The 26067-nt window shown below is 34.8% G+C and carries 29 protein-coding genes; 17 read left to right on the forward strand and 12 right to left on the reverse strand.

The features are described 5' to 3' along the window. The first annotated feature begins 281 nt into the window (after positions 1-281). The 6 genes from AC1Q6O_RS10890 to AC1Q6O_RS10915 all read left to right on the forward strand — a co-directional run bounded on the left by AC1Q6O_RS10890 (position 282) and on the right by AC1Q6O_RS10915 (position 3904). Positions 282-482, forward strand: coding sequence for a hypothetical protein (locus AC1Q6O_RS10890; protein WP_089986650.1), 201 nt, complete (start codon positions 282-284; stop codon positions 480-482). A 220-nt stretch (positions 483-702) separates the two neighbouring features. Continuing rightward, positions 703-900, forward strand: coding sequence for a hemolysin XhlA family protein (locus tag AC1Q6O_RS10895; protein WP_089986649.1), 198 nt, complete (start codon positions 703-705; stop codon positions 898-900). 1 nt (position 901) lies between these two features. After that, positions 902-1162 (forward strand): phage holin, encoded by a 261-nt coding sequence (locus AC1Q6O_RS10900; RefSeq protein WP_008179537.1) that lies wholly within the window; start codon positions 902-904, stop codon positions 1160-1162. Beyond that, entirely contained in the window at positions 1159-1821 is a 663-nt protein-coding gene (locus AC1Q6O_RS10905) for a M15 family metallopeptidase (protein ID WP_492401174.1), read from the forward strand. The genes AC1Q6O_RS10900 and AC1Q6O_RS10905 overlap by 4 nt, the downstream gene beginning before the upstream one ends. A 504-nt stretch (positions 1822-2325) precedes the next feature. Beyond that, a complete protein-coding gene (locus AC1Q6O_RS10910) occupies positions 2326-2952 on the forward strand; it encodes a hypothetical protein (protein WP_492401176.1) in 627 nt (208 codons plus the stop codon). 661 nt (positions 2953-3613) lie between these two features. Beyond that, positions 3614-3904: a YhjD family protein gene (locus tag AC1Q6O_RS10915; protein WP_096365214.1), complete on the forward strand. Its 291-nt coding sequence runs from the start codon at positions 3614-3616 to the stop codon at positions 3902-3904. Between the two features lie 40 nt (positions 3905-3944). Here the strand turns inward: AC1Q6O_RS10915 and AC1Q6O_RS10920 are convergent, their stop codons facing one another. The 6 genes from AC1Q6O_RS10920 to AC1Q6O_RS10945 form a co-directional block, all read right to left on the reverse strand. Beyond that, positions 3945-5012 carry an Ig-like domain-containing protein gene (locus tag AC1Q6O_RS10920; protein WP_492401178.1) on the reverse strand — a complete coding sequence of 356 codons (1068 nt, stop codon included), beginning with the start codon at positions 5010-5012 and terminating at the stop codon, positions 3945-3947. 77 nt (positions 5013-5089) lie between these two features. Next, a complete protein-coding gene (locus AC1Q6O_RS10925) occupies positions 5090-5218 on the reverse strand; it encodes a hypothetical protein (protein ID WP_492401180.1) in 129 nt (42 codons plus the stop codon). Positions 5219-5442: 224 nt separating this feature from the next. Further along, a complete protein-coding gene (locus AC1Q6O_RS10930; RefSeq protein ID WP_492401182.1) occupies positions 5443-5979 on the reverse strand; it encodes a hypothetical protein in 537 nt (178 codons plus the stop codon). Continuing rightward, positions 5976-6707 (reverse strand): YpjP family protein, encoded by a 732-nt coding sequence (locus AC1Q6O_RS10935; RefSeq protein WP_043990613.1) that lies wholly within the window; start codon positions 6705-6707, stop codon positions 5976-5978. The genes AC1Q6O_RS10930 and AC1Q6O_RS10935 overlap by 4 nt, the downstream gene beginning before the upstream one ends. A 938-nt stretch (positions 6708-7645) precedes the next feature. Continuing rightward, positions 7646-7828 (reverse strand): hypothetical protein, encoded by a 183-nt coding sequence (locus tag AC1Q6O_RS10940; RefSeq protein WP_036149169.1) that lies wholly within the window; start codon positions 7826-7828, stop codon positions 7646-7648. Between the two features lie 153 nt (positions 7829-7981). Then, positions 7982-8266, reverse strand: a complete 285-nt coding sequence (locus AC1Q6O_RS10945; protein ID WP_043990612.1) for a hypothetical protein — start codon at positions 8264-8266, stop codon at positions 7982-7984. A gap of 966 nt (positions 8267-9232) precedes the next feature. Here AC1Q6O_RS10945 and AC1Q6O_RS10950 point away from each other — a divergent pair. Together AC1Q6O_RS10950 and AC1Q6O_RS10955 are read left to right on the forward strand one after the other, a co-directional pair. Further along, on the forward strand, positions 9233-9655 hold the full coding sequence (locus tag AC1Q6O_RS10950) for a hypothetical protein (protein WP_008179514.1): 423 nt from the start codon (positions 9233-9235) through the stop codon (positions 9653-9655). Between the two features lie 49 nt (positions 9656-9704). Next, positions 9705-11288, forward strand: a complete 1584-nt coding sequence (locus tag AC1Q6O_RS10955; RefSeq protein WP_090256461.1) for a M20/M25/M40 family metallo-hydrolase — start codon at positions 9705-9707, stop codon at positions 11286-11288. A 70-nt stretch (positions 11289-11358) separates the two neighbouring features. On the opposite strand, the gene AC1Q6O_RS10960 is transcribed toward AC1Q6O_RS10955, so the two are convergent. The 3 genes from AC1Q6O_RS10960 to AC1Q6O_RS10970 all read right to left on the reverse strand — a co-directional run bounded on the left by AC1Q6O_RS10960 (position 11359) and on the right by AC1Q6O_RS10970 (position 12715). Then, positions 11359-11493 carry a hypothetical protein gene (locus AC1Q6O_RS10960; protein ID WP_255250367.1) on the reverse strand — a complete coding sequence of 45 codons (135 nt, stop codon included), beginning with the start codon at positions 11491-11493 and terminating at the stop codon, positions 11359-11361. A 211-nt stretch (positions 11494-11704) separates the two neighbouring features. Further along, the gene (locus AC1Q6O_RS10965; protein ID WP_090002555.1) at positions 11705-12157 is read right to left on the reverse strand and encodes a GNAT family N-acetyltransferase; all 453 of its coding nucleotides are present in this window, start codon (positions 12155-12157) and stop codon (positions 11705-11707) included. A gap of 3 nt (positions 12158-12160) precedes the next feature. Continuing rightward, on the reverse strand, positions 12161-12715 hold the full coding sequence (locus tag AC1Q6O_RS10970) for a GNAT family N-acetyltransferase (protein WP_008179509.1): 555 nt from the start codon (positions 12713-12715) through the stop codon (positions 12161-12163). A gap of 198 nt (positions 12716-12913) precedes the next feature. Here AC1Q6O_RS10970 and AC1Q6O_RS10975 point away from each other — a divergent pair, with 198 nt between their 5' ends. From AC1Q6O_RS10975 to AC1Q6O_RS10995, 5 genes are all read left to right on the forward strand, one after another. Beyond that, positions 12914-13678, forward strand: a complete 765-nt coding sequence (locus tag AC1Q6O_RS10975; RefSeq protein WP_008179507.1) for an SMI1/KNR4 family protein — start codon at positions 12914-12916, stop codon at positions 13676-13678. Between the two features lie 259 nt (positions 13679-13937). Further along, on the forward strand, positions 13938-14618 hold the full coding sequence (locus AC1Q6O_RS10980) for a VOC family protein (protein ID WP_107922087.1): 681 nt from the start codon (positions 13938-13940) through the stop codon (positions 14616-14618). A gap of 174 nt (positions 14619-14792) precedes the next feature. After that, positions 14793-14969: a GNAT family N-acetyltransferase gene (locus AC1Q6O_RS10985; protein WP_342551130.1), complete on the forward strand. Its 177-nt coding sequence runs from the start codon at positions 14793-14795 to the stop codon at positions 14967-14969. 41 nt (positions 14970-15010) lie between these two features. Then, positions 15011-16000: a zinc-dependent alcohol dehydrogenase family protein gene (locus AC1Q6O_RS10990; protein ID WP_492401187.1), complete on the forward strand. Its 990-nt coding sequence runs from the start codon at positions 15011-15013 to the stop codon at positions 15998-16000. A 238-nt stretch (positions 16001-16238) separates the two neighbouring features. Further along, positions 16239-16667: a GatB/YqeY domain-containing protein gene (locus tag AC1Q6O_RS10995; protein WP_008179502.1), complete on the forward strand. Its 429-nt coding sequence runs from the start codon at positions 16239-16241 to the stop codon at positions 16665-16667. Between the two features lie 81 nt (positions 16668-16748). Here the strand turns inward: AC1Q6O_RS10995 and AC1Q6O_RS11000 are convergent, their stop codons facing one another. The 3 genes from AC1Q6O_RS11000 to AC1Q6O_RS11010 all read right to left on the reverse strand — a co-directional run bounded on the left by AC1Q6O_RS11000 (position 16749) and on the right by AC1Q6O_RS11010 (position 21132). Beyond that, positions 16749-18446 carry a methyl-accepting chemotaxis protein gene (locus tag AC1Q6O_RS11000; protein ID WP_492401189.1) on the reverse strand — a complete coding sequence of 566 codons (1698 nt, stop codon included), beginning with the start codon at positions 18444-18446 and terminating at the stop codon, positions 16749-16751. Then, positions 18430-20073: a pyridoxal phosphate-dependent decarboxylase family protein gene (locus AC1Q6O_RS11005; RefSeq protein ID WP_090002551.1), complete on the reverse strand. Its 1644-nt coding sequence runs from the start codon at positions 20071-20073 to the stop codon at positions 18430-18432. Before AC1Q6O_RS11005 ends, AC1Q6O_RS11000 begins: the two co-directional genes overlap by 17 nt. A gap of 351 nt (positions 20074-20424) precedes the next feature. Further along, a complete protein-coding gene (locus AC1Q6O_RS11010; RefSeq protein ID WP_492401190.1) occupies positions 20425-21132 on the reverse strand; it encodes a polysaccharide deacetylase family protein in 708 nt (235 codons plus the stop codon). A gap of 135 nt (positions 21133-21267) precedes the next feature. Between AC1Q6O_RS11010 and AC1Q6O_RS11015 the strand changes: the two genes are divergently transcribed. The 4 genes from AC1Q6O_RS11015 to hemW all read left to right on the forward strand — a co-directional run bounded on the left by AC1Q6O_RS11015 (position 21268) and on the right by hemW (position 26001). Further along, complete coding sequence (locus tag AC1Q6O_RS11015; protein WP_008179496.1) at positions 21268-22458, forward strand: DHH family phosphoesterase; 1191 nt, start codon at positions 21268-21270, stop codon at positions 22456-22458. 115 nt (positions 22459-22573) lie between these two features. Continuing rightward, positions 22574-23434 (forward strand): DUF4179 domain-containing protein, encoded by an 861-nt coding sequence (locus tag AC1Q6O_RS11020; protein ID WP_237068799.1) that lies wholly within the window; start codon positions 22574-22576, stop codon positions 23432-23434. A 48-nt stretch (positions 23435-23482) separates the two neighbouring features. After that, on the forward strand, positions 23483-24685 hold the full coding sequence (chrA, locus tag AC1Q6O_RS11025) for a chromate efflux transporter (protein WP_008179491.1): 1203 nt from the start codon (positions 23483-23485) through the stop codon (positions 24683-24685). A 170-nt stretch (positions 24686-24855) separates the two neighbouring features. Beyond that, complete coding sequence (hemW, locus tag AC1Q6O_RS11030; protein ID WP_171365479.1) at positions 24856-26001, forward strand: radical SAM family heme chaperone HemW; 1146 nt, start codon at positions 24856-24858, stop codon at positions 25999-26001. Positions 26002-26067 lie beyond the last annotated feature (66 nt).

Here is a 26067-nt window from a genome sequence, read left to right on the forward strand (position 1 = left end):
AATGGACATAGCGGTCTTCAGTTGTTGCTGATCTGCTGTGTCCAAATCTTTTTTATACAGGTTTTATAGGTTGTCCACTTTCAATCAACATTGTTGCATTTTTTGAAGAACTATTAACATTCCTCAATATTTTATATATAGTTAAAGTGGGGAAATAAGTTTTAGATATCTATTGTTGACGAATCGCCGTGTGCGATGAAAGTCGCCTGCTCGGTGAAGGCTCGTTATAAAACTGAAATATATAGAAGGTATAAGACGAGAATAGCAACGGAAATGTAAAGGTGGTTCCATTAACCATAGGTTCTAGTTCTCGTTCTCGTAATATTTATCAAGTAGTTAGTAATACACCTTTTGTATTTAGCTTTAATGATGATATAGCTTGGAGAGCTGCATTTACAAGCTTAACTTATACTCATAGTAGTACTGGATTACAGGGACAATTCGTTGTTTCAGGACATGGATTCATGACAGATGGAACATAGATAATAAATATTAAAGCTACGGGGTACCCAGATACAATTGTCACGGTTATTTCAGGCCCATAGAGAGTTAATTTAGTATTATTAAGTTTTAGCGCACTCTCAATTGAGGGTGCTTTTTATATTGCCTTCCACAGATAATTGTGGAGGGCTATTTTTATACAACAAGACCTAAGCAATGCACTGTGCCGAACAGTGCTATTTTTATTTGTGAGGTGTTGACATGGATCAACGAATAGAAAGATTAGAAACAGATATGACCGATGTGAAAACACGTCTTGCTGTAGCTGAACCAAATATCAAGGAAATTCGAGAAGATTTAGGCAGGATTAAAGACAATACAACTTGGATATTGAGATTGTTAATTGGTGGTCTGGCAAGTGCAGTATTGGCTTTTATTATTAAAGGAGGATTGATGTAATATGAAAATCAACTGGAAAGTACGCTTACAACATAAACAATTTTGGGTTTCATTAATCGCATTACTATTAGTGCTCGCTAATCAAACAGCGGGCATTTTTAATGTCGATATTACGATTTACAATGCACAAATCACAGCCATTTCAGAGACTGTATTAAGCATTTTAGGTTTACTTGGTATTATTATCGACCCTACTACCAAAGGTACCTCAGACAGCGAGCAAACATTGAATTATGACAAGCCAAAGGGTGATGTGAAATGACAAGCATTACAACAACTTGCCGAGATATTTCGGAACTATTACCGGCTGCACAAACAGCCTGTCGATTGTTATTCCAAGAGTGCTTTAAAGCAGGTATTAAGAACGTCTTTATTACTGAAACATATCGCTCACAAGAACGACAGAAGTACCTTTATGCACAGGGAAGAACTCGACTAGGGCAGATTGTCACTTGGACACTAGACAGTAACCATAAGTCACGCTTAGCATGGGATATTGCTGTTGGTCCTCCACAGTCTTTATATGATGTAGCAACCCTAAGTCGAGTAGGGGCTATTGCACGTAAGCTTGACATTGAATGGGGTGGGGATTGGACAGGTAATATTGATCGTCCTCACTTTGAAGTTAAGCCAAATTGGATTATGCCAAAGGGATACAAAATTGAAGGACAAGTAATTATACCAACCAATAGTAAATACCAAGTGCAATTAACTGTGGAAGGCAATACAACTAAACCAATAGCAAAGGATGATGATAAAATGTTATTCACTAATGACACAACTAAAGCAGCTGTACGTGATTACATTAAACAATCAGTGGATAAAAAGAAAATCGATAAGTCGTGGCTTGATAAATTCGATCAAGGTACGATGACAAGTGGTGATTTTGAAGGTTTAAAGATTATTATCTCTCAACGATAAAGCAGATGCCCGTTACATTAATTGGTAATGGGCTTAAAAAAGAAATAAAAATTACATTTTGATAAATATTTTTTTAAGGCGAAAAAACAAACTTAATAAAATATTTCAAGAGTTTTAGTTAGAATTTTAAAAAAACATTACTTTAGTTATATCTGTTAAATAAAAATACGCCAAATAATGACGGTTATCTTGGCGTGTTTTGGCGTAATTTGTTAAAAACCGAAAAAATATGAAAACTAAGTTATAAATCGCGCCAAAAAAGTGGCGTTAAATTTCCATTGAAATGGATATAATGGTAATGATAGGATTGTTATGACTCGAGTGAAAGAAATTTAGATTATAATCTACATATTTATTTACGTAAATAAAAAATACTTACATTACAGTAACGTCAATTCCAAGTTGGTGTAAGTAATAATTTATGGAGTTAAAAAATTAAGAATGTATAGATTTAAATAGTTCCAATAGTAGAAATTAGATGTTAATATACAGGGAGAGAAAAGAATGAAAAATGTAAATAAGTTATTTTCAATTTTTGGTTTTGTAGCTTTAATTTTCACGTTATTTTTTGTTACTTCTACAGAATCGTCTGCAAGTGAATTAGATGCAGATGTCAATTCTGGATTAGCAGAAGGGGAAGTAGTTGTTGATTTTACAGAGGTTCTTGATGATGAAGTAATAGGTACAGAGGTTCCTTTTGAAGATTTAATTTCTCCATCTAATCCTAAATTACGTGAAAGACACTTAATGTGGTTTGCTACGGCTTCAACTTATGAAGGTTTAGTATATGGCGAATGGAATTATGCTGGCGCTTCTACGGTAAGTGGAGGAGCATTGACTGCATCTCACACTTCAACTGTTGCTCATAGGTATTCTGGTACATTTAAGGTTCCACTAAAATCATTAGAAAGTGTATTAGGTTTTGATGTTACTAAATCGTGGTCGGAAACAGTAAGTTATACTTCTCCGAATTATCCGAAAGGAAACTACCGTTTAGAATATAGACATGTGTACAAAAAGTATAAAGTTACACAAGAACAAAAATATGATAGTCGTGGACCATCTTATGATTATACTTTTAATTTCGTTGATAAGTGGGTAGAACGTCAGTATAGAGTAGTTCAATTTTAAAAAGAAAGAGTAAACAATTTATGATTAAAGGTATTTTTGGTTCCATTTTTTTATTAATATCAACTATGTTTTATTTGACCCGATATATTTGTGCTTCAATTGGTGTTTCAAAAAGTAGTACTTGGTCCACAGAAGAATTCAATGTTTTTCTTAAGAATGTTCCAAATAACTTATTGATATTAAGTATTATTTTTTTATTAATAGGGTTGTTATTTATTGTGTGTGGTGTCGTAGATCATCTAAAGAATAAAGATAATAATTGAATTATTCAGGATTGAGTGAAGTTGGAATCAAGATGACTTAGGGTAGCAGACGCTACCCTTTTTCTTTTTGGCTCGGTGGGTACTGGAGGGAGAAGGTGAAACGTGGCGGTTGTCAATCCAAATTTGCGGTATCGGACCGAAGGGTGGATAAGGAGCAAATTTGAATTCGACAACCTTCGACAAACCCGAACCCTCTTGGCTAAATTATTTCAGTTATTATAACAAAGCCAAGAAAGCATAATTGCAGTCTTGGTTTTTTTATTTCCACAAATTAATGCTTGTCAAAATACAAACGTTTGTTCTAAAATAATACAAACAAACGTTCTTATTGAAGGGAAGAAGTTGTATGCTGAAACCTGAACAAAGAAGACTATTTCATAAATTTTTAATTTCTAGAAATGGCAGTTCAATCATTGCAACGTGACTTCCCTGTAATTGAAAATTTGAAAATGAGTAAAGTTTATTTACCAATCCTTGATAAGTTACTAAAAGACATTTCCCATGATTATTACGATTCAAAAAGATTATTGGCGAAAGAAAAAATAAGGTTATTTAAAGTAGAAAAGATTGACGAGTATTTTAGTGACGTTCATATAGCTACGGCTGGTAATGATGTGGTACTCAGATATGCTAATATGGCTCTTAAAACTCAGGTAGAAAAATTATTATTAAGTCACCAAAATAAATAACCAGGCGCTCATAAAATGTGAGTACCTGGTCTTTTTGTGTTTAGTATTCTCTTACTTCAAAGGATGCAATTTTATCATGTACAATATATTCTGTTACTTTTTTATAAGGTGAAATTGTTTTTGAAAATTTGAATGTTGAAGTACCTTGTGCACTTTCAAACCAATTTAAGTAATTGTTTAAAACTGTATTTGTAATATCATATTCTTTTGTTATGCCGTTCACCAATGTGATACTTAGAATAGCACTTGAAAATGCATTATCTGGTTTCTTAACAATTACTGTGCTAGTGGCTGTAATATCAGTGCCTTCAATTTTTGCAGTAATAATTGCTTCACCTTCTTTAATAGCTGTTACATTTCCATCCTGATCTACAGTAGCAACGGATTCATCACTAGATGACCAGATTACTTTTGCTGTATCTGGAGTAACAGTAGCTGTTAATTTATCTTGGTTACCCTCTAGTAGTTCTAATGCATTTTTGTCTAATGTAATTGATTCATTATTTGTTACTTCATCCGGAGCCACTAATTTACCGTCAACGTCAATTGCATCAATTCTAAGATTGAAAGTATCTACATTAGGTGAGGTACTTGCTACCATAACCTCAACTTTATGAAAGCCAAAGTCTAAGCCATCTTTTTTAAATGCTAACGTTTGAGATTGATCAGAACCAACAATTTGAAGATTACCCTGATCAATTCCATCTATTTTAACTAAAGCGTCTTTTGAATATGATGGATGCCTATATGTAATAATGTTTATTTTACTACCTAGAAACCAAAATTCCATTTTAGCAATTACATTTTTCTTTGCGCCAGTGCTTCCTTTTTTATAATCATAAGCAGCAGAAGCTACTGTGTGTCTTGACCACTTATCTTTTTCGTAAAAGATTTTGTTATGAGTATCATCATACCTTTTCCAACCAATTTCAGGTTGTGTGAGTCTATCACCTACTATTGCACTATTTTCAGGAGTATTATTTAAATTAGTTACCCCTTCTTCATAATCTACTTCTTCTGCTGCCGATGCACTTTCAACACTAATACTAACTAGTACAAATAACGTTAATGCTAGATAAATAAAACCATTTTTCAATAACTTACTCACTTATGTATCCTCCTTTAAGATTATTTAAGGCAATTACTTAAAAAAACCTATAAAAACAACTTTAAACAATGAAGGACTTATTTACCATAATAAAAATTTGTTATTTTTGATAATAAAAAAAGCCCCTCATTTGAATGGCTAATTAATGCTTCGTCCATTGAATTTTTAAACTTCTCAAATTCAGCATCTTTCATATCACCATTCATTTGTATAAAAAACAGCCCATTTGCATGTGTGTGGTGAGTAAAGTAAAGGAGACTCTTTACCTAATTCATCATAATATGATTTTGCTTTTTCTAATCCTTTTTTATCTTTGAAGGAATAAAGATTATTATTTCACAGGGCAAATAATATAAAGACCAAAACAGCTTAAACGTGCTATTTTGGTCTCATTGATTTATCTTTATATTGTAATAGTTAATAATAGCTATTAACTTATTTCATTAATAATGTTTTTTATCCAATTAGAAATTAACATATCACTCTCTTCAAAAGTCAAATCACTCTTTATTTTTAAATAATGTAAATCTTTTCTTAACATCGGTAACTTTTCTCTTAACGGATAATTGTTTTCAGATTCTTCATCGATAAAAACTAATTTTTGACCGCCATCTAAAGTTTTATATACTCTACCTGTATACTCAAGGTCATCAATATAGACATAAGCATGCCCTCTAGCTCGGGGATTTAAGTAAATATGATTCCCTTTTAGTTTAGAGAGTGAATACATAAAAGCTTCTAATCTTGTTTTATTAATATAAAATTTATGTCCATAGTAGAGTTGTTTGTGTTTCTTTGGATTGATATCAAATGTCTCGTATCGAACACAAATATCAGTTTCTTTAGGTTGTTTCTTATAGGTCCAATGAGAAAATGGTAACAACCGTTCTTTTACTAAATAATCAATATTACTATGGTCTAAATCACAACCATAACTTAAAATAAAAACTTCATTTAATTCATTCAATTTGGAGTTCCCCAATTTGGTAAACTTCTATGTCTCAAGAGTATTTGTTCATGATGGTCTACAAAATTGTCATATTTAAGATGGTAATGCCAATTAGTAACTGCCTTATTTTGTTCAAGGCCTACATGTCCTCTCATGATAGAATTACCATTTTTTCCGTAAATTTCAAAAACATGTTCCCCTTGTCTGATTCCATTTGCCCCAGAACCTTCTGGTCCTACAAATTTAGAATAGCCATGTTTATCAATTTCTTTTTCAGCTGCTGCTATCCATTTATCCTGTACTTTATCTTTTACTTCATCACCAATCTCTTTTTTTATTTTATCACCCATTTTCTTTTTAAGTGCATCTTTAATTAATACTCTGATTAATACATTTGCTACACGTGGTTGAATGTTATCATTGTTAGTTACATTCTGTGAAACAGCAAAAGCATGTAAAGTTATTGATGGATAATTAATATCATAAAAATATTTTAGTAATGCAATATTTTGATCTTCAAGACCATATGAATTAAGAACATTAACATCAGCATTTTCAAGAAATAAACTGCTATGTTCAGAAATAATATCTAAACTTAGTTGTATATCATCTTCTGTTAAATTTGTTTCTTGTCTAATTAAATCTAACTCATTTTGAGTGTTAGCGGAACTAGTTAAAGGTAAAGTTAACTGAAGCATTAATGTAAATATTATTAAGATTGATAATTTGTTAAGTATTTTTTTCATTTTCGACTCCTTATTTTTTAATTATTTAGTATTCCGGAATATCAACTTGATTTTACCATATATTACAACATCATCAAATAAAAACCTTAAAATGAGATAATTCCTAATATTAAAACTATTTAATAAAGATGACTTGATCTAACCGGGACACCTGCAAGCATGGTAACAACTTTATCTGTTAATGAAATGGGACTACTCGATACTATTAAGTATTTGTTTTTAGGTGATGTGGACAGAAATAATAGCGATTTAAAAATGATTTCTACAATTCGTATCACAATGGGATATTATGTTTTCGAGTACTGTTATGATAATGTCTTTAAAATAACTCCAACAAAGTGCAGGCTCGCTTCAATTAGTAATTATTCTTAAGTTAATGTGTTGCTTTAATTGAATAATTTATAAAAGACCACTTCGCTAGGGTGCAGTTCATGATGGGTGGTCTTAAATTTTCCCCATCATATCTCCACCAATTGTAGAAAATAAAGCTCGATAAATGAAAATATCCATAAAAAAACAACCGACAAATTCTGTTATATCATAGGATTATCGGTTATATAGAAGTATAAAAAGATACGCCTGAATACAGCATTTCTATAGGAAGCATTCATGGCTGTACTGAAGATGGATGACACGAATTAATATTGATATAGCAGCGTTGGATAAAACAAGTGCTTTTATATCAGTAAGGTGGGTTTACCACTATAAAATATTTAAGCAATTCTTATAGAGCTTGAGTGAATGAGTCAGAGATGTATGTAAAATCTTTGTCCACTTTCTTACTGAGGTGGACAGCAATCTGTTATGGTAGCTTGCTATGTCAATGTCTGTTGCTATTAGTAGGTTCCTTTGACTGATTAATAAAAATTAATTACTAATGTAAAAAAAGACCACTTCAAATGAGCGGTCTAAATAGATAAACGTTAAATAGTCTTAGATTATAATGAAGTGGACTTACCTTTTTTCTCATTCATAATAAGGTCTTCTTTATCTGGGTGAGGGAGTTCATTACCCTTACCCCTATTAGGTTCTTTAATTTTTCCTAGGTCTGCTCCACTAGAAAATGATTGTTTTGTTGGCTCATCTGTTGCAAATTCTGTATTTTTTTTATCTCTTTTCATTTTTGACACCTCCTACAGATATTATTTAACTGATCCGATTAAATATCCCTCGTTTATTTCAATTTAATCGATAAATATTTAAAATGACCTCCCTTTGGTGGTCATTTGATTACTTTTTTCTGAAAATACTTTCATTATGTGCTATAAAACAAATTACGAAAAAAAACGCACATAGCCAATAATTTTCTTGAAAATCCATATCAAACTTTTAATAACAAAATAGAAAAAAATAATGTTAACTATAAAACCCATACCTAAAAAACTGAAACCCTTATTAGCATATATATGTAACCAATCAAATGGAAATCCGTAGATACCTATTAAATTTTCCAAATTATCATTATAATTTTCCCTTTTTCCAATAATAAAAGGCAAACAAATAACTAAAATAATACTTAAAAATATGATCCATAAATTCGGCTTTTTGTCATTATCCACTTTCATTCTCCTCATGATGTTATATCTGTATTTAAAAAAACTAAAAAACTGACTTTATTCGCAAATATGTTGTTGGTAATACTGCATTGGCATTAACAAAAGCTAGGGAACTCATTTTTAAGAATTTAACATAAATTGGAAATGTGAATTATTCTGTTTCCCGTTGGAACGCTACTATTTATTTTAAAATAGAAAATTTTGTAAAAAAACTAAGGCTATAAAGTATTTATTAACTCAGTTTATTATTCCAATGGGTAAATTTAGTTCATAGTTGATTTGTTGACAGCCTTGTTAAGCCGTCAGTAAATCCTATAAAGTGCTACTCAATCTGTACTTTCTATTGATGTTTAACTTACAAAATTTGTAATTCGCTTTATTACAAACATAATTTCATGCGTCGAAGTAATTTTGCAAATGTATTATCGAATGAGTTTTGGAGGTTTAGATTTCTAAAATTTAATGAAACACCATTTATGAAAATTATCAGCTATTTGTAAAGGATGCTTCGAATATGAAAAGGCGGTTAGTATGGTCTAAATGGTTAAAGAATATACTAGATGTAATGTAAAGGGTAGAAAAGGGGATGGGGATTATTGGATTATTAAATATTATTATGAGCGCTTTTGGGATTACTATGATAACTTTATTTCTTTTTCTTTGGTCACTTGATGAAGACAAATGGAGTTTAATGGGTATTTCCTCTTACATAATTCCTGCCATATTAATTTATTTTGTTGTTTTTGTGTATGTGTAGAAATTAGATAATTCTAGCAGTGAACTTCATGTATAGTAAATGAATATGAATACTTTTTATCAGGAGGTCACAGAAGGTCGAAAAATCTATGGACAAGTATACTTATACAAAGATAAAATATTCATTTTCTTTATGTAGAAAATTCAAAAGTAGTAATCCTAGCGCTAGAGTGATTGCTTCAAAATTTATTACTAGTATGGAAGTGAAGATGAATGGCATTCATAAAAGATAGATCATTTAGTGCCTCGAAAACAAGTATGGAGTTTAAGATAGTGGAAACGGGTTCTGTTTCTAGTACAATTAATATTAGTTTTAATTGTGGTAATAATCATTTGGGTTATACATTTTTCGTTTTACGAAGTGACCTGATGATGTTACATACGTTAATTCTAAGAAATTGGGATGAATTTTTAGAAGCAGGAGTATGGGATTCAACGGATCCTTCCTTTTCGTTGTCTATCTCGGCAAACAAAAGTGAGTTGATTGAAGAACAAATTTACCAATTCCAATGTTGGATAGATGCTGGTGAATATATGTCAAGTCGATCTACTCGTTCTGGGATTGGAATTACCATTTATCAAGATCGAAAAACGATTGAAGATTTTGCATTACAGATAAAGCATGAACTAAATTAGGTTATTATATGTGATTGATTTAACGCATGTGCCTGCAGATGGGCAGATCATGGAATTTCCTAGATATGCAGAAGATTTACTTAAAAATTCGCTGGAACAGTTCCAGCATACGCAAAACCTGAATACAACCCCTAAGCTCCATTTGCTTCTGCGTGAATTACTCGATACCATTTTTGAAAGAAAGAGTATTGATAACAGTTTTGTGACGAACGATCAAGCAATTCAACAGGCTGTTCCATATATCAAACAACATTTTGCAGCACCGCTAACGCGTTCTTTTATGGCTGATATGACTGGTTTTAACGAAAGCTATTTCTCATCGCTGTTTAAGAAGGAAACAGGGTGGAGCTTTGCTGAGTATGTGAATCAAATTCGGGTAGACCAAGCAAAGCTTCTACTACTAGGAGCAAATGACAAATTGCAGGATATTGCGTTGAAAACAGGATTCGCTGACGGTTCATATTTGGGGAAAACCTTTACTAAATATGTTCATCTTTCACCTAGTAGTTTTCGTAAGAGGAGGCATTCTCATCGTATAGTTAGTATACAATTTCATGGGGCATTGGTAGCATTGGGCATTCAACCCCTTGCTACTACACGGAAGTTGCTTCAATCTTCTAAGCTATTGCATAAACGATTACCGACCATTGTGGAAATAGAGTCCTTTGATCTACTCGAAGAGATACGCCAGCTCGAACCAGAGTTAATTGTGGCACCAACTTATTTTTATAACTATCCTGATATAATGAAAACACTCGAACAAATTGCCCCTGTTTTAACAATTCCTTGGGGGCAGTTGGACAAGCTGGAAGAGGTAAGACTGCTTGGAACACTACAAGGGCGTACACAACAGGCTGAAGAGTGGATTAATAATATATTCTTTTTATTCCAACATGCCGAGGAAACTGGTGATGGTGCTGTAGAATGTGCCGTCTTAATAGAAGAAAAGAAAATTGATGAGATTTTTGGCTGGCATAATATGAGTGGCATTAAGGAAAATACGGTTTATGTTATCAATGGAACAGCTCAGTATGCATCAAAAGGAATGTCTATCTATATGGAGGGGGTACCTTCTCATGCAAATGAACCCGAGAATGGCATAAACCCTGCTTTTGCCATAGCAAAAATTATTGATAGCATTCCAAGCTTTATTGATTCAACAGCGAATAAAGGTAATGTATTATGTACCGTCGTTCAAGTTGATATCGGAGAGAAAGCATTTGGTGTCAACGCAAGTAAGGGTACATTACGATTGACTATCCGAGCTCTATATGAGGAAGAAATGGGTAAACTTCAGCATAAATTGGAAAATGTAGCACAAGCAGAAGCAGAAAAATATGGGCTGAAAATTCGTTTTGAATATCAGGATGAATTCCCTGAAACGGCTAACCACGAAGAGAGCTCCGATAAAATACGTCAGGTTTGTGCAGATAAAAATATACCAATGCTCGAGTTAAAGGAGGCTTTCCGTGCTTCAGAGGATTTTGGTCATTATACAAAACTGACAAAAGGCTCTTACTGCTATATAGGGAATGGAGAGGATTATCCAAACATCCATACCTTTGAATATGATTTTAAAGATGACCTGATCGTAACAGGAGTTGAATTGTTTAAAGGGCTTGCTGAGCTATAGACATAGATGAATAAGAAAACAAAAAGGAATCACCGTAAAGCGGGTGATTCCTTTTGGTGTCGCCTGCAATTTATTGAAACAATAAAAAGAATTTAGCCAATAAAAAGATAGGGACCCCTACAATTATTACGCCTGCCAAGAAATAACAAAATAGCATAAATACATCGAAAATCGCACCGGCTAAATCATCAATGAATTTTAACATTTCATTTCCCTCCAAACATAATAAGTATAGGCACTTACAAATTGCGAAAAGAGAAAAGCCTCAACGTCACTGTTGAAGCTATTAAATCTTACATATTTTTTACTATTTCACTATTAAAAACTAAATCTGTATAAACAATACTAACATTCATCGGAAAGTATAACAAATATTTAGGACTGCTCACATAGATGGATCACTCAACATCAAAGATTTAATCTCGGCTTGCCTCATCAAAATCATATTGTAAAGTCTTTTTTAAATAGTAATGTTTAAAATCTCTCCCTACTTGATCGAGGGTCCCATAAATTTCATAATCATGATTTTCATAAAAAGTTAACGCTTGAAAGCTTAAGGTGTCAACCTTAATAAAATCGCACTTATTCTCTAAAGCAATTTCCTCAATAGCTGCTAACAATTTTGAACCATATCCTTGACCACGAAATTTTTCATCGACCATTAATGTGTGTATTTCTAACCAGTTCCAGCAAACCTCCCCTAATATGCCACCGAAAATTTGACTGTCTTGATCCGTTAGAAATAAATTAATTTCCTTATAGCGCCCTTGTAGGTCTTTTGGAAAGTGTTCTACATTATATTCATAAAGCATGTGATTAACATAAGATTTATTTTTTGCATCTAATTGTTGTGTGATTTGTAAGGACATCTTTTACTCCTTTAGTTGAAATGGAAAATCGCGTTTCCAAATCATATGATGATTATTTGTTCCCCAAAAATGTTCAAGAACATAGTTTGGCTGTCCGAATTTTCTCTGCCAAACTAGTTGTGCTTGTTTATAGCCACTGTCTAAACAAAAGCTAGGGATGTTTTTCATTTCTAACGTTGTTAGCATTTTCTTCACAAGTCTCGTTCCAATCCCACAACCTTGGTAGTTTGGATGAACATAAACGGTCCCGATTTCTGGACAATTTGACAGGTCTTCCATAATCGTTTTTTGAATGAATTCATTTGACTCACCATACTCGATGGTGCCTATGATTTCTTCTGTTTCGCCATCCTCAGCCAGCCAGAAAAATCTTTTTTGGCCCTGACTTTCAAAGTCAGCAGCTAAGTATTGTTTTTTCGTTGTCCATTCATGTTGTTGATCGTCCACCAGTTCGGCAAGACCTTCTTTAGCGAAAGTATCCTGAATGACATGTAAAAAGAATTGATGTAGTACAGGAGTATCTGCTGGCTCAGGGCGTCTGATGATTATATTTCTCAAAAGAGATTTCTCCTTTTACTGTTTTTAATAGATCTGATGTATGTTTTTAGTATGGTGACGGCTTGGATAAAAGTCATAAGATTACAGACGGATATACGAAATAATTATGGCTGTGCACTTTAAAATTATAACATGTTCTCCTTCATTGGGTAATGATGGGGTATGATAAAATGCAAAGCAGTAAGGAGGGAACTACCTATGAATGAAGTATTTAAGGACATAGATGAAGTAATAGAGAACATGCGTAGTTTTATTTCAGAGATTCAACAACAAGATCCTTCATTTTATGCCATATACCCAATGATTTTTCACCAGCCACTAGAAGAAGATGGTAGTCAATTAATGGATAGCCATTGGCAATTACCGGATGAATATATCTACTTTTTGAAACATTATGTCGTGGAAGGAATTACATGGAATACAGGTGACTATATAAACCTACAAATATACGGGGCTACGGATTTAGTGCGAGGACAGGATGGTTACAATTATAATCCAGTCACAGAAGAAATCATTTCTGATTGGCCACAACATTATGTAGTCATCGCTACGGATGAGGGAGATCCATATTGTATAGATGTATCGAGAGGGGATACGGCCATTTTCACTGCCTATCATGGCACAGGTAGTTGGGATTTTGAAATGGCTTATGATCATCTCGTAGCGTTTCTTCAGAGTGTTCTTGTACCACCTAATTTAGAGGAGGAGCAGTTGGAAGATCATTCTTACAATTACTATGAGATGTATATTACCGGCAATGGAAAGGATAAGCTTAAAACTTTATTACTGCTTAAAAAGAGACTGTCCTGTGATTATTCAACAGCTAAAAAATCTTTAGAGCAGTTGCCGTTATTAATTTATAGAGGTATCGAAGCGGGTGCAGTTCAATTAGAAAAAGAACTACAACAGATTGGCGCAGATTATCAAAAAAAGAAAATAAGCTTATCAGAATTTTTAACATGAGAGATTTGGCAAATTTCATTACATGAAATAAAAACACGACGGTTTGATTTAATGAAACATGAAAATACCATCAAATCAGCCAACAGATGAGAAATGATTCGCAAAGGGATGTAGAATTTTTGATTAGTTCTCAGACAACTAGCAAAGGAAATCGAGAGCATCTGTAAGTTATCTAAATAAACTTCATTCTTTTGCACGAAGTAAAATGCCCTGTATGACCAGTATAGTAGAGTTAACTACAAGCAAGGGGTGGATTTGAATGAAAATTACGAGGGTTAAACTAGTTGTTCATGATGTACAAAAAATGCAGCAATTTTATTGTGAGCAAATGGGATTTGCATTGGTCAAAGGTACAGAGGATTATTTTACAATAGCTGTTGGGGATAGTGAGATGACTTTTGAGAAGATCTCTTCTCAAATCCAAAAACAGTATCATTTTGCTTTAAACATTCCAAGTAATTTATTTCAACAAGCAAAGGATTGGGCGAATTTACGAGTCGGCCTACTTTTTTCGGAAGGTCAGGATGAAGTTTATTTTCAATTTTTAAAGGCCTATTCATGTTATTTTTATGATCCAGAGGGCAATATAGTGGAGTTTATTTCTAGACAGGAAGTGAATCCAAAGCTCAATACAACGACTTTTTCAATCGATCAAGTGTTACATATTGGTGAAATTAATTTAACAACAGATGATATTTTAGCAGTAGCAGGAGAGTTAAATGAATATGGTATAAAGCCTCTTAATAACAAAAATATTCAACAAGATTCCCTGAATTTTCTAGGCAACTATGAAGATGGAGCCAATATTTTAGTAGGACCTAGTGCTCGTCTGTGGTATTTTTCAGATAAGATTGCGCAGGTCAGTCCAATATGTATAGAAATAAATGGCACTCTCCAATTAATAATGAACGAAAAGGGGCATCTAACTGTCGTACAATGACAGTACCTTAAAATGTAATAGGTGAGTCTCTTATCCAACGAAAAAAGCGTATCAAGCATGACACCAAACAATTGGCTGGAATGCAAAGGGGCTTTATTTGTATGAACGACTAAACAAGGCAATAGTAATAGTTGACTTAGTATAGGCATCTATCGAACCTTTATCTGTGATGTGATGGTGCACACAGATTTTCAGCGAAAAGGAATTGGTACAATAGGGATGGAGACCTTGTTAAAGCATTGTCAGCAGGAAAATATAAAGTGGGTTCAATTATTTTGTGCTAAAGGGAAGCAATCATTTTATCAGAAGCTTTGGTTTAAGAAACGTGACGCAAAAATGCCCCTGGAATGATGCTGTTCAATCGTTAATCCATAAAGGAGCTAGAAAGAATAGTGAAAGTAAAATCTCTTAAAATATATGAATATGGAAATCCAAAAGAGGTAATAAGGGTTGAAAATAAAACCATTACACCTCCTACTCCACAGGCAATTCTTGTGCGTATGCTAGCAATGCCGATCAATCCATCTGATCTTATACCAATATGGGGGAAATATGCTCATCGAATCACTTTACCAACAGTACCTGGCTATGAGGGCGTTGGAATTGTTGAAGCTGTCGGATCGCTTGTTTCGCCCAAGCTTCTTGGTCAGCGAGTGCTACCTCTACGGGGAGAGGGGACTTGGCAGGAAATGGTGAAAACCCAAGCTGAATTTGCTGTAGCTATCCCTACTGACATGGATAATTTTACTGCAGCACAAATGTATATTAATCCTCTTACAGCTTTAGTAACTTGTACAGAGGTTCTAAAATTACGATCGAGTGATGTTTTATTAGTGAACGCTTGTGGCTCAGCTATCGGACATATTTATGCGCAATTTGCGAAATTATTAGGTTTCCAGCTAATTGCGGTTACAAGAAATGGTCGGCATACGGAGGCCTTACAGCAACTTGGTGCCAACTATGTCATTGATACATCCTACATGCCCCTGAATGAGACGGTGATGGCATTAACAAATGGGCGAGGTGCAGATGCTGCCATTGATTCCATAGGAGGAGATGCTGGCAATCAACTTGCATTTTGTGTGAAACCTGGTGGGGAATTTTTAGCTATTGGCCTTTTATCAGGAGTACAGGTGGATTGGGCAAACATTGTGAAGGAAGCAAATGTCCAGGCAAGGATGTTTCATTTACGACACTGGCAACTTCAGTCGACAACAGAAAAATGGCAACAATTTATGCAACATCTAATCAACCTCGTACATAATGGGTCATTAACAATGATGAACGTAAATGCGTACTTTCCTTTATTAGACATTCACAAGGCAATAGACGCCGTTGAATTTAGCCATACTAATAAAGGGAAGGTTTTTTTAACAACCTAATAAAAGGAGAACACATGAACAACACTAGGCGAACTGCTGAATTTTAAGCTAGTTTTGTTAGTGTGTTTTTTATTGGAGAGAATTTATTGCGCGAGGAAATGGCTTAACAGGAGCTCATTTCTTATCAGGGGGAACTAAAAGGAATGCTCCATTATCAAGTGAAGTTCTGATTAAAAGTGTTCAGGCTAGTTTTGTGGTATAATTTTTTGGAATATAAAGGCTTGAAGGAGTGAGGTCAATGTTAAAAACAGAGGTATTTGAACAATTAAAAACAGCAATGAAAGAAAAAGATATTTTGGCAAAGGGTGTATTATCTCTTTTAAAATCGGCTTTAGATTTGGCTGAAAAAGAAAAGGGAGAGGCTTTAACAGCTGAAGAAGAAATGGCCATTGTAAATCGAGAGGTCAAACAAACAAATCAGGCTTTAGAGGGTGCTCAAAAGGCTGAACGAGCAGATTTAATTGAGAAAGAAGAAGCTAAATTAGTACTCTTGAAATCATTCTTACCAAAGCAATTATCGGAAGAAGAGATTGCTAAAAAATTAGTAGCCGCTGGTGTTGAAAAAGGAATGAATATGGGAGAGGCTATGAAAATTGCTAAACCATTACTTTCTGGTCAAGCTGAAGGTGCAGTGATTTCAAAAGTTGTGAAAAGTATTATTGCTTAATCTTCTACCTTCTTGGTAGAAGATTTTTTTGTTCTACTAAAAAACCGCTACACCTTCTTCAGGCATAGCGGTTATGTTTATTTATAATTTAAATTTCTGGATGATATGGCGAAGTTCTTGTGCCATCTCAGCTAAGTTATTTGAGGATGCAGTAATTTCTTCAATACTTGCAGATTGCTCCTCGGAGGCAGCTGCTACGTTTTGAATATTGCCTGATGATTGTACAGCTACGACTCCCACTTGCTCAACAGAAACAGCAATACTGCTAACTCCTTCGTTGATATTGGCCATAATGTTATTCACATGATCCATTTCCTTCGTCAGGTCTGTGATATGGGCATAAATATCAGCAAATGCTTCACCTGAGGCATTGAAGGTTGTAGAGCTTTCAGCAAGATTGCTACTGCTAATCGCCATTGATTTTACGGCTTGTGCAGATTCCTCTTTAATCGTTTCAATACGTGTACGAATACTATTTGTTGCATCTAATGATTGGTCTGCTAGTTTACGTACTTCCTCTGCAACGACCGCAAAGCCCTTCCCATGTTCACCTGCACGAGCTGCCTCAATCGAAGCATTTAATGCAAGTAAATTGGTTTGATCAGTAATCTGTGTAATTAATGTTACAATATCTCCAATTTCATTCGTGTACGTACTTAAGCGTTCCACAACAGTTGCAGATTCTTGAATAGCTTGAGATGTAACAGCCATTTTTTCAGTGGCATCTTTAATCGTAGTATTGCCTTTTTCTGAAATAGCTGACGCATCGAATGCCTTTTCAGTCACATCCGTAACGCTTGTAACAACCTCAGACATTTTGCCTGAGATGGATGTAATATGACTTTCGACTTCTTCAATCGAATAGGTTTGTTTTTCTGAACCGGCCGCAACTTCTTGCATAGAAGAAGTAATTTGCTGTATGGATGCACTTGTTTGCTCAGAGCTTGCCGTTAATTCCTCAGACATGGCAGCCACTTGCTCAGCATTTTGAGCAATTTGCTTAATCAATATACGTAGATCCTCTGTCATATTCTCAATGCCAGATGAAAGTTGAGCGATCTCATTGGAGCCCTTTATTTGAAGCGGTTCAACTGCTAATTCTCCCTGTGCAACTTGTCCTACATACTGAGTCATTTTTTTGATTGGTCTCGTAATGCCTACGCTAATGAAGTAAGCAACGATAATGCCTAAAATCACAAAAATAACCGTCATAATAATACAAATCCAAAGTGTTTCTATTTGAAGTTTAGAGATAAAGGAAGCGTCCATATCTAAACCAAAAATAATATCTGTATCTTTGAATGGGATGAATATAGATTTATGGATACCATACTCATCTTTATAAATATCACTTGTTTGAATCGTTCCAGTGTTTATAGCTTCACGCATTTCTACACTAAATTCATAATCTTGTTGATGATTGTCCGTATCACTTAAAGCAACGATATGCTCTTTCCCATTTGCATTAGAAAGCACATAGGCATTTTCAATATCGTATTTTTTAACTGTTGCATTCAATTGATCTAATAATTTTTTATATTTATCAGGACTACCATTATCCGCAGCCTTGACATCATTTTTATCGATATTTTCAAATATAGTGCTCGATGTTATTTCTAATGTTGATTCAAATTGTTTAATAACAAAATTGTCGATAATGCGGTATGAAACAGCAAACATGACAATGCTAAATATCAACGAAATAATGGCTATCGGAATAGTAAAGCTAGCAATATATTTATAGAGTAAGGAACTCTTAAATTTATTGACGATACGCAATTTGAGACGCCTCCAATACTTGAAGCTTTTTCTGTAAGAATTGAATCATATTAGGGATATGCTCAGTCTCCGTATAAGGTGAAATGGAGAAGAACTTTGCCGCAGCCACTGGTACAAGTTGTGTTGTATCATTTGTAACAACTGTGCAAACTCGAGTTGTATCACCAAAGAATACTTCGTCTCGACCTTCTCCGATAATCTCAAATAAAGAAGCATTGATGGCATTAATACGTTCAATTTGATCTTGTGAATAGTGACCAGCCTGTTCTGCTTGCCAGTTCAAGCCATCTGGGTATAAACGGAAGGCAGTGACTGGACCAATATTCATTTCATTGACGACCTGTAGGCTTGGTATTTTAGCAGCTAATTGTGCACGGAATGCTAAATTCACGCGTACATAATTGGCTAGTATTTGTTGATAGCCTTCCTTACCGAATGCTTGTAAAGCAGCCAAAATGGCAATAGAGCTACCCATGCGAGAGCATTCTAACGTATAACCTGTATGATAGGAGCCGTAGCCACGATTACCAACATAAGGTGTGTCAAAGTCCTCAATATCTAATAGCTGTAAGCTTTTTCCGTCTTTAATTAAGAATAAGCTAGTTAAATAAGGGGTTTGTCCAAGCTTTTGGAAATCAAAGCAAAGGCTATCTGCAATTGCTAGATGCTGCATACGTTCATGGATTTGTGACAGACCTTGTAATACATCCTCTTCGAATTGAAGAGGGTTTTTTTTGAAATCATAATCATTGAAAAATGCATAAAAACCACCTAAAGCTGAGTCAGCGTGAATATGTACTGGTTGTAGGTTGTACTTTTGCTCAAGGCTAGTTGTAACTTCTTTTACAGCCTTTACATCATCAATGCCAAATTGATCTGTTGCCCCTGTAGTTGCTACGACATAGACAGGAATACCGCCTTTTTCAATGACCTCAGTCATGCGTGCACGTAAGTCTTCTACATCCATGGAGTGATCTTTGCCTGCTTTTACGCGTACTAGATGTTTACTGCCAATTCCTACTGCTTCAATAGATTTTAAAAGACTATAATGCGCGTTTTCTGAAGCAAAACAATATAAATTATTAGGAATACCATCTTCTTTAGCGTGTGGGAATTGCTTTGCAATAGCTAGACGTAATCCACTGAAAACAGCCCCTTGTCCACCCCATGTAGTATAGCCGAAGCTTTTTGTGTAATCATAGCCTACTAATTTAGACATCATAGCTACTACCTTTACCTCACACTCAGCAGCAGCAGGTCCATAAACATCCCATAAGTTATTGCCATTCAGAAGGGCATTTGTAAACTGACCTAATACGCCAGGAATGCTGGCCATTGGCAAAACATTTGTGACAAAGTTACGTGTATGGTAGGGATGCCCTTGCATTAATTCTGTTAATTCTTCTACCACTTGATCGAGGCCAACGCCAGTTGTCGGTACTTGATGGTCCTGCATAAGCTCTTGATAAAAATTAGCAGAGCGGTCTTTCATTGGACCTAGTGTCGTCTTATTTGGATCCTTTAACTTATCTAATGAAGAAACAATTTTCTCTAATAAGGATAAAAAATTCTCTCTTTGTTGAATATTTCCATCTTCGCTCTGGAATAATTGTTGGATTTTTTGCATCATCATCATCCTTCGTAGTTCATATTTCCTCTATTTTCAATTAAATAAAAATAGGTCCTTATACTAAAAGTATAATAGCATATTTTAGCAGAGATGGTGATTATATTTTACTGAAAAAATATATATTAACATTTCCGAAAAATCTAACATTTAGGAATTTCGTTGTTTAACTTTGTAATAAGGGAATATAGGATGTGTAAAATTTGTAAAAGTGGAATGGTAGGAGAGTAAATAATATAAAATACTATAATGTTAATATTATAGTGAATGAACATGATATTGCTGCTTCATGACTATTGTTGACTAAGGAATCTGTCCTATAGTAGGCGCAGACTCCTAAGTATTTTTTTATTAATCGTTTTTGATGGTTAAAAGTTCATTAATCGTTACAAATGTGAAACCTTCGTCCATTAATGTCTGTAAAATCTCCTCTATGGCCATTAATTCATTACCCGTAGAATCATACATAGGATGCATTAAAATAATGGAACCTGGTCGAATGTTTTCTTTTACATACCTCACTTTTTCATCAGCCTGTGTGAAAAACGTATCAGGTTCTAAGTTCCATGTAATCGTCTCTCGCTTATGTTTATTTAAATAATAGGGGAATCCAATTAGTTTTTTGCCGTATGGTGGTCTTACTACGATTGATTCCGTATAGCCAATATCGGCTATTAAGTCATCGGTTTTTTCGATTTCATGTTTAATAAAGGCAGGACTTTTTAATACCATACGCTTGTGTGAATACGTATGATTTCCAATTTGATGACCAGCCTCAGCAATTTTTCTCGCCTCCTCAGGCTGTCCTTCGAGATCCTTTCCGATTAGAAAAAACGTTGCTTTCACTTGATAATCGTCTAGTAACGATAAGATAGCATCGGTATTTTTAGTTGGTCCATCATCAAATGTCAACGCAACAACTTTGTCATTTGTCTCAACATGAGAGGTTATGTTTCCAAACAATTGATAATTGCGGGCATTCATTAGTTTATAGGCTGAAAATGCTAAAGCGAGTATTATTACGATGACAATTCCACTATAGGCAAGCTTACGTTTCATTGATATCTCTCCTTCTGATATGAATTTGCGTAGCTGAATTAATTGTTTTAAATGTATGTGATCACGTATTCTTTTTCAACGACATTTTTTGTTTGAATAACAAAAAAGTAACCATACTATATCGGAGGTGAAGACATGTATAAATTACTATCACATAACGATTTAGATGGCGTAGGCTGTGGGATTCTAGCCAAGCTAGCGTTTAACGATCAGGTGAAAATACGATATAACTCTGTTACAGCACTTGACCGCGAAATCGAGTTCTTTTTGGAAAATGAACAGTCCAAATCTTTTTTATTTATTACAGATCTTTCTCCGAATGAGGGGAACGAAAAAAGAATTGATGATTACTTTCAGGCTACTGGGAATGTGCAGCTTTTAGACCATCACCAAACAGCCCTCCACCTCAATCAGTACGAGTGGGGTAAGGTTGTACTGGAAGATGAACAAGGCCTTTTAACGTCTGCCACATCTTTATTTTATCAATATCTTGTCATGCATGGACTATTAGAAAAAACAGATGTTCTTACAGAGTTTGTGGAGTTAGTGCGACAGTATGATACATGGGAATGGGAAAGGAACGGAAATTATCAGGCGCAACGATTGAATGCACTCTTTTTTTTAGTGTCTATAGAAGAATTCGAAGAGAAAATGCTGGATCGTTTAAAAGGTCAGTCTCATTTCCACTTTGATGAATTCGAAAAGAAAATTTTAAGCATGGAAGAGGAGAAAATAGAACGTTATATTCGCCGAAAAAAACGTGAGCTAATTCAAACAAATTTAGGTGACTTCTATGGTGGGGTTGTTTATGCGGAATCTTATCATTCTGAACTTGGCAATGAATTAGGAAAAGAAAACGTGCATCTTGATTATATTGCCATGATTAACATGGGGAGTAAAAGGGTTTCTTTCCGTACGATACATGATCATATTAATGTGGCGGCCATCGCAGCCTTGTTTGGTGGAGGAGGGCATCAAAAAGCAGCTGGGTGCTCATTAACAGTGGAGGCATACAAGCAATTTGTGCTAGAAACTTTCCACTTAGAGCCCATTCCTGAGGACGCAAAAAGAAATCGCTATAACCTTAAGGGCACCACCTTTGGAACCTTCTATAAAAATCACCACGATGAATTATTTCTTCTCTATTCAAATAATGAAATGGATTGGATTATTGAAATAAATAAAATTCCGCTTGAGCAAACCTTTATGAGCTTTAAAGATGCCGAATGGTATGTAAAGCGATATTACCAGGCTTGGCTAGTAAGGGATGATCTATTCGTGGACTATTTAATGCAAGAAGTAAATAAGGCTCGTCATCTAAAATAAAGGGATTGAATAATTCCTTTAAATACATATTGATTTTGTCCAACCTTCTTTCTATTCAGGTTATATAATGCTTCTTTCCTAACTACAATAAATCATAACTATTTATAAAAAAGAGGTGTACTTGTTGTCCGATGATATCTTTCGAGTTGTAGATTTAAATAAGGAAAATCGAGGACGCAAAAAATGGGGAATTGTTGTTGTATTCTTATTAGTCTTAGTAGTTAGTAGTTCTTCTTTGCTGTACTGGCTATGGGATAGGGAAGTGGATTTTGAAGCTTATAAAACAGAGGTAGGGGAAACAGCTAACAATAGTCTTGGGCGTTTAACGTTAAATGAAGTGATCATGGATGACAATCAAATTTTATTGAATGCGACCTTCGAGCCTGTTAAAGAGTTTAAGCCAGATCATCAGGTGTTTTTCTTTCCTCAAATACTTGTTAATGGTAAAGATTATATGGTTCGTAATGGAGGTCAGTCTATTGCAAAATCTGCAAATGTTTATACCATTTATAATAGCATCAAAATGGATGATTTCCCGACAGATGAAATTTTAGAATTGGACATTCGTTATAAAGATTGGAATGTAGAAACACGCATTGAAAAGCCGTGGGAATTTCAAGTAGAGGCATCACAAGAGCAATTACAAGAAGATCGACATGTTTTTTCAATCGATAAAAAAGTCAAACATATTGATCAGCAAGAGTTAATGATTGATCGTGTAGTTTCCACTCCTATCTCAACTACCATTTATTTTCATTCGGAGAAAAGTATCGTCAATGAGGCTCTGCTCTTTAAAATTCAGTCTAAAGGTGGGCAGTCATGGACTTTTGAAACACCCTATCCTTTAAATAAAGAAGGGACAAAGTGGGGAAGCCGTGTGGATGGACTATACTTATCTGAGAAAAATTATACGTTAGTTCCTGTCGATAAGGATGGGAGTAGACTTGATTCCACCATTAAAATAAAAAAAGATTAACGATGCATGAAAATTTACAAACTCTTAATTTGAAAGAATCACCTTTCCATGTATGATGAAAAAAAGATATGGAAAGTAGGTGAGAGTTTGCGAACGCTATGGGAGATTTTTTATGTTTCATTAAAGTTAGGTTGTACGTCGTTTGGGGGACCAACAGCTCATTTAGGTTATTTTCAACAAGAATACGTGCAAAAACGTAAATGGCTATCTGCCCAAGATTATAGTCAGCTTGTTATATTGAGTCAATTTTTACCAGGACCTGCATCTAGTCAGGTGGGTATGGGAATTGGTTTATTAAGGGGTGGTTTATTAGGGAGTGTACTTTCATTCCTGGGCTTTACACTACCCTCTGTGTTGTTATTGATGGTATTTGCCTATTTTTCCATGTATACAGAGTTAAAAATGGATTGGATACATGGTTTGAAGTTAGTAGCTGTGGCAATTGTGGCACAAGCAATATTTGATATGAGTAAAAAATTACTATCGACAAAATTACATGGGTTGATCGCTATAATGGCGCTTATCATCGTGCTATTATGGGTCCATCCGCTGGCACAAATAACAGCCATTTTACTAGCTGCTTGTATCGGCTTTCAACGAATAAAAAAAAGTAACGAGAGCAATGCACCTTTAGCGATTCATATGCCTATTTCTAAATCCACTGGTATTGCTTTATTAAGCCTTTTCTTAATATTGCTCTTTGGGTTACCGATAATGAGTACTTTGTGGAATCATGAATGGGTAACGATGCTTGAGAAGTTTTATCTAGCAGGGGCACTGGTATTTGGTGGAGGTCATGTAGTCTTACCCTTATTAGAGGCACAGTTTGTTCAAAGTGGACAAATGAGTACAGCGGACTTTTTAGCAGGCTATGGTATGACACAGGCAGTTCCAGGGCCATTATTTACATTTGCAGCTTATATTGGGATGGCTATTGCTGGTGTGCCAGGAGCGATTATAGCCATTTTGGCAATTTTCCTACCAGCATTTTTATTAGTAATAGGGGCCCTCCCTTTTTGGTTCAGCTTGAGCCGTAATATCCGACTAAAGGGAGCTATGTCAGGAGCCAATGCAGCAGTCGTCGGAATTTTGGTCGCTGCCTTTATCCATCCAATTGTGACACAAACTATTCAAAACGGATTAGATATTGTCTTTGTCGCTGTATTCTTATGGTGTTTGATGCGCTGGAAGATGCCACCATACTTATTGGTGCTTTTAGGTATAGTAGTCGGTATTGTTTGTTATACATGAATTGAACTAGTAGGCTAGAGGAATTTCTTTGGCATACTAGTTTTTAGTTTGTAGAAAAAATAATGGAGAAAAAATATGTGTAAACCCACTAGATGGTTTCATAGCGTTCCTTCTATTGATTCGTTATAATGTAGAAATGGAAAAGACTTAACGAGAAAGAAGGGAAAGCTATGGCACGAGGTGTTTACATTCATATTCCTTTCTGTCATCAAATCTGTAATTATTGTGATTTCAATAAATTTTACTTTAAAAATCAACCAGTGGATGAATATATAGAAGCACTTGGGAAAGAAATGGAGCTTGCAACAAAAAAAAATCCCGAAAGCTTTCGTCATATCGAAACCATTTTCTTGGGTGGAGGTACACCAACAGCATTATCGCCACAGCAATTGGACAAACTTCTAACATTAATTCGTACGTATATTCCAATGAATAGTGTGACAGAATTTACATCAGAGGCGAATCCAGATGAATTGTCTGTGGAGAAATTGCAAGTTTTGTTTGAGGGCGGTGTCAATCGACTAAGTATGGGCGTGCAATCCTTCGATCAGGAACTGTTACAAAAAATCGGACGGACACATAGTAACGAGCATGTGTATGAAACAATTGCAATGGCTAAAGAAATCGGCTTCCAACATATTAGTATTGATTTAATGTATGGATTGCCAGGCCAAACAATGGTCCAATGGAAGGACTCTTTAGAAAAAGCATTAGCCCTTGATTTACCTCATTTCTCTGCTTATTCCCTTATTGTGGAGCCAAAAACGATTTTTTATAATCAGTATGCAAAAGGAAAGCTCCTTTTACCAACAGAGGATTTGGAAGCGGATATGTACGATGTTTTAATGCAGCAAATGGAATTGCATGGTCTTCAACAATACGAAATTAGTAATTTTGCAAAGCCTGGTTATCACTCGGAGCATAATAAAATCTACTGGGATAACGATGAATATGCTGGCTTTGGTGCTGGTGCCCATGGATATCTAGCAGGTGTACGTTATTCCAATCACGGACCATTAAAAAAATATATGGAAACTGTCTTTGCAGGGGAACTTCCAATTGTCCATGAGCATGAAGTATCACAGGCTGAAAAAAGAGAAGAGCAAATGTTTTTAGGACTGCGTAAAACTGAGGGAGTTAAGCACAAAATATATGTAGAGAAGTTGAAGGTACCGATCGTAGCTCATTATGATTCTGTCCTGAAAGAGCTAGTATCAAAAGGACTTTTAGAACATGATGATGTGGGTGTTCGCCTCACAAGAAAAGGGCGTTTTGTGGGTAACGAGGTGTTTCAACAATTTTTGCTAGAAGAATGAGCGATATCGTTGACATAAATTGTGGGATTTGATAATTTAATAATAGTATTAGCACTCCTCTTAGTT

Source organism: Lysinibacillus sp. GW823-FHT06C08 (assembly GCF_058795135.1).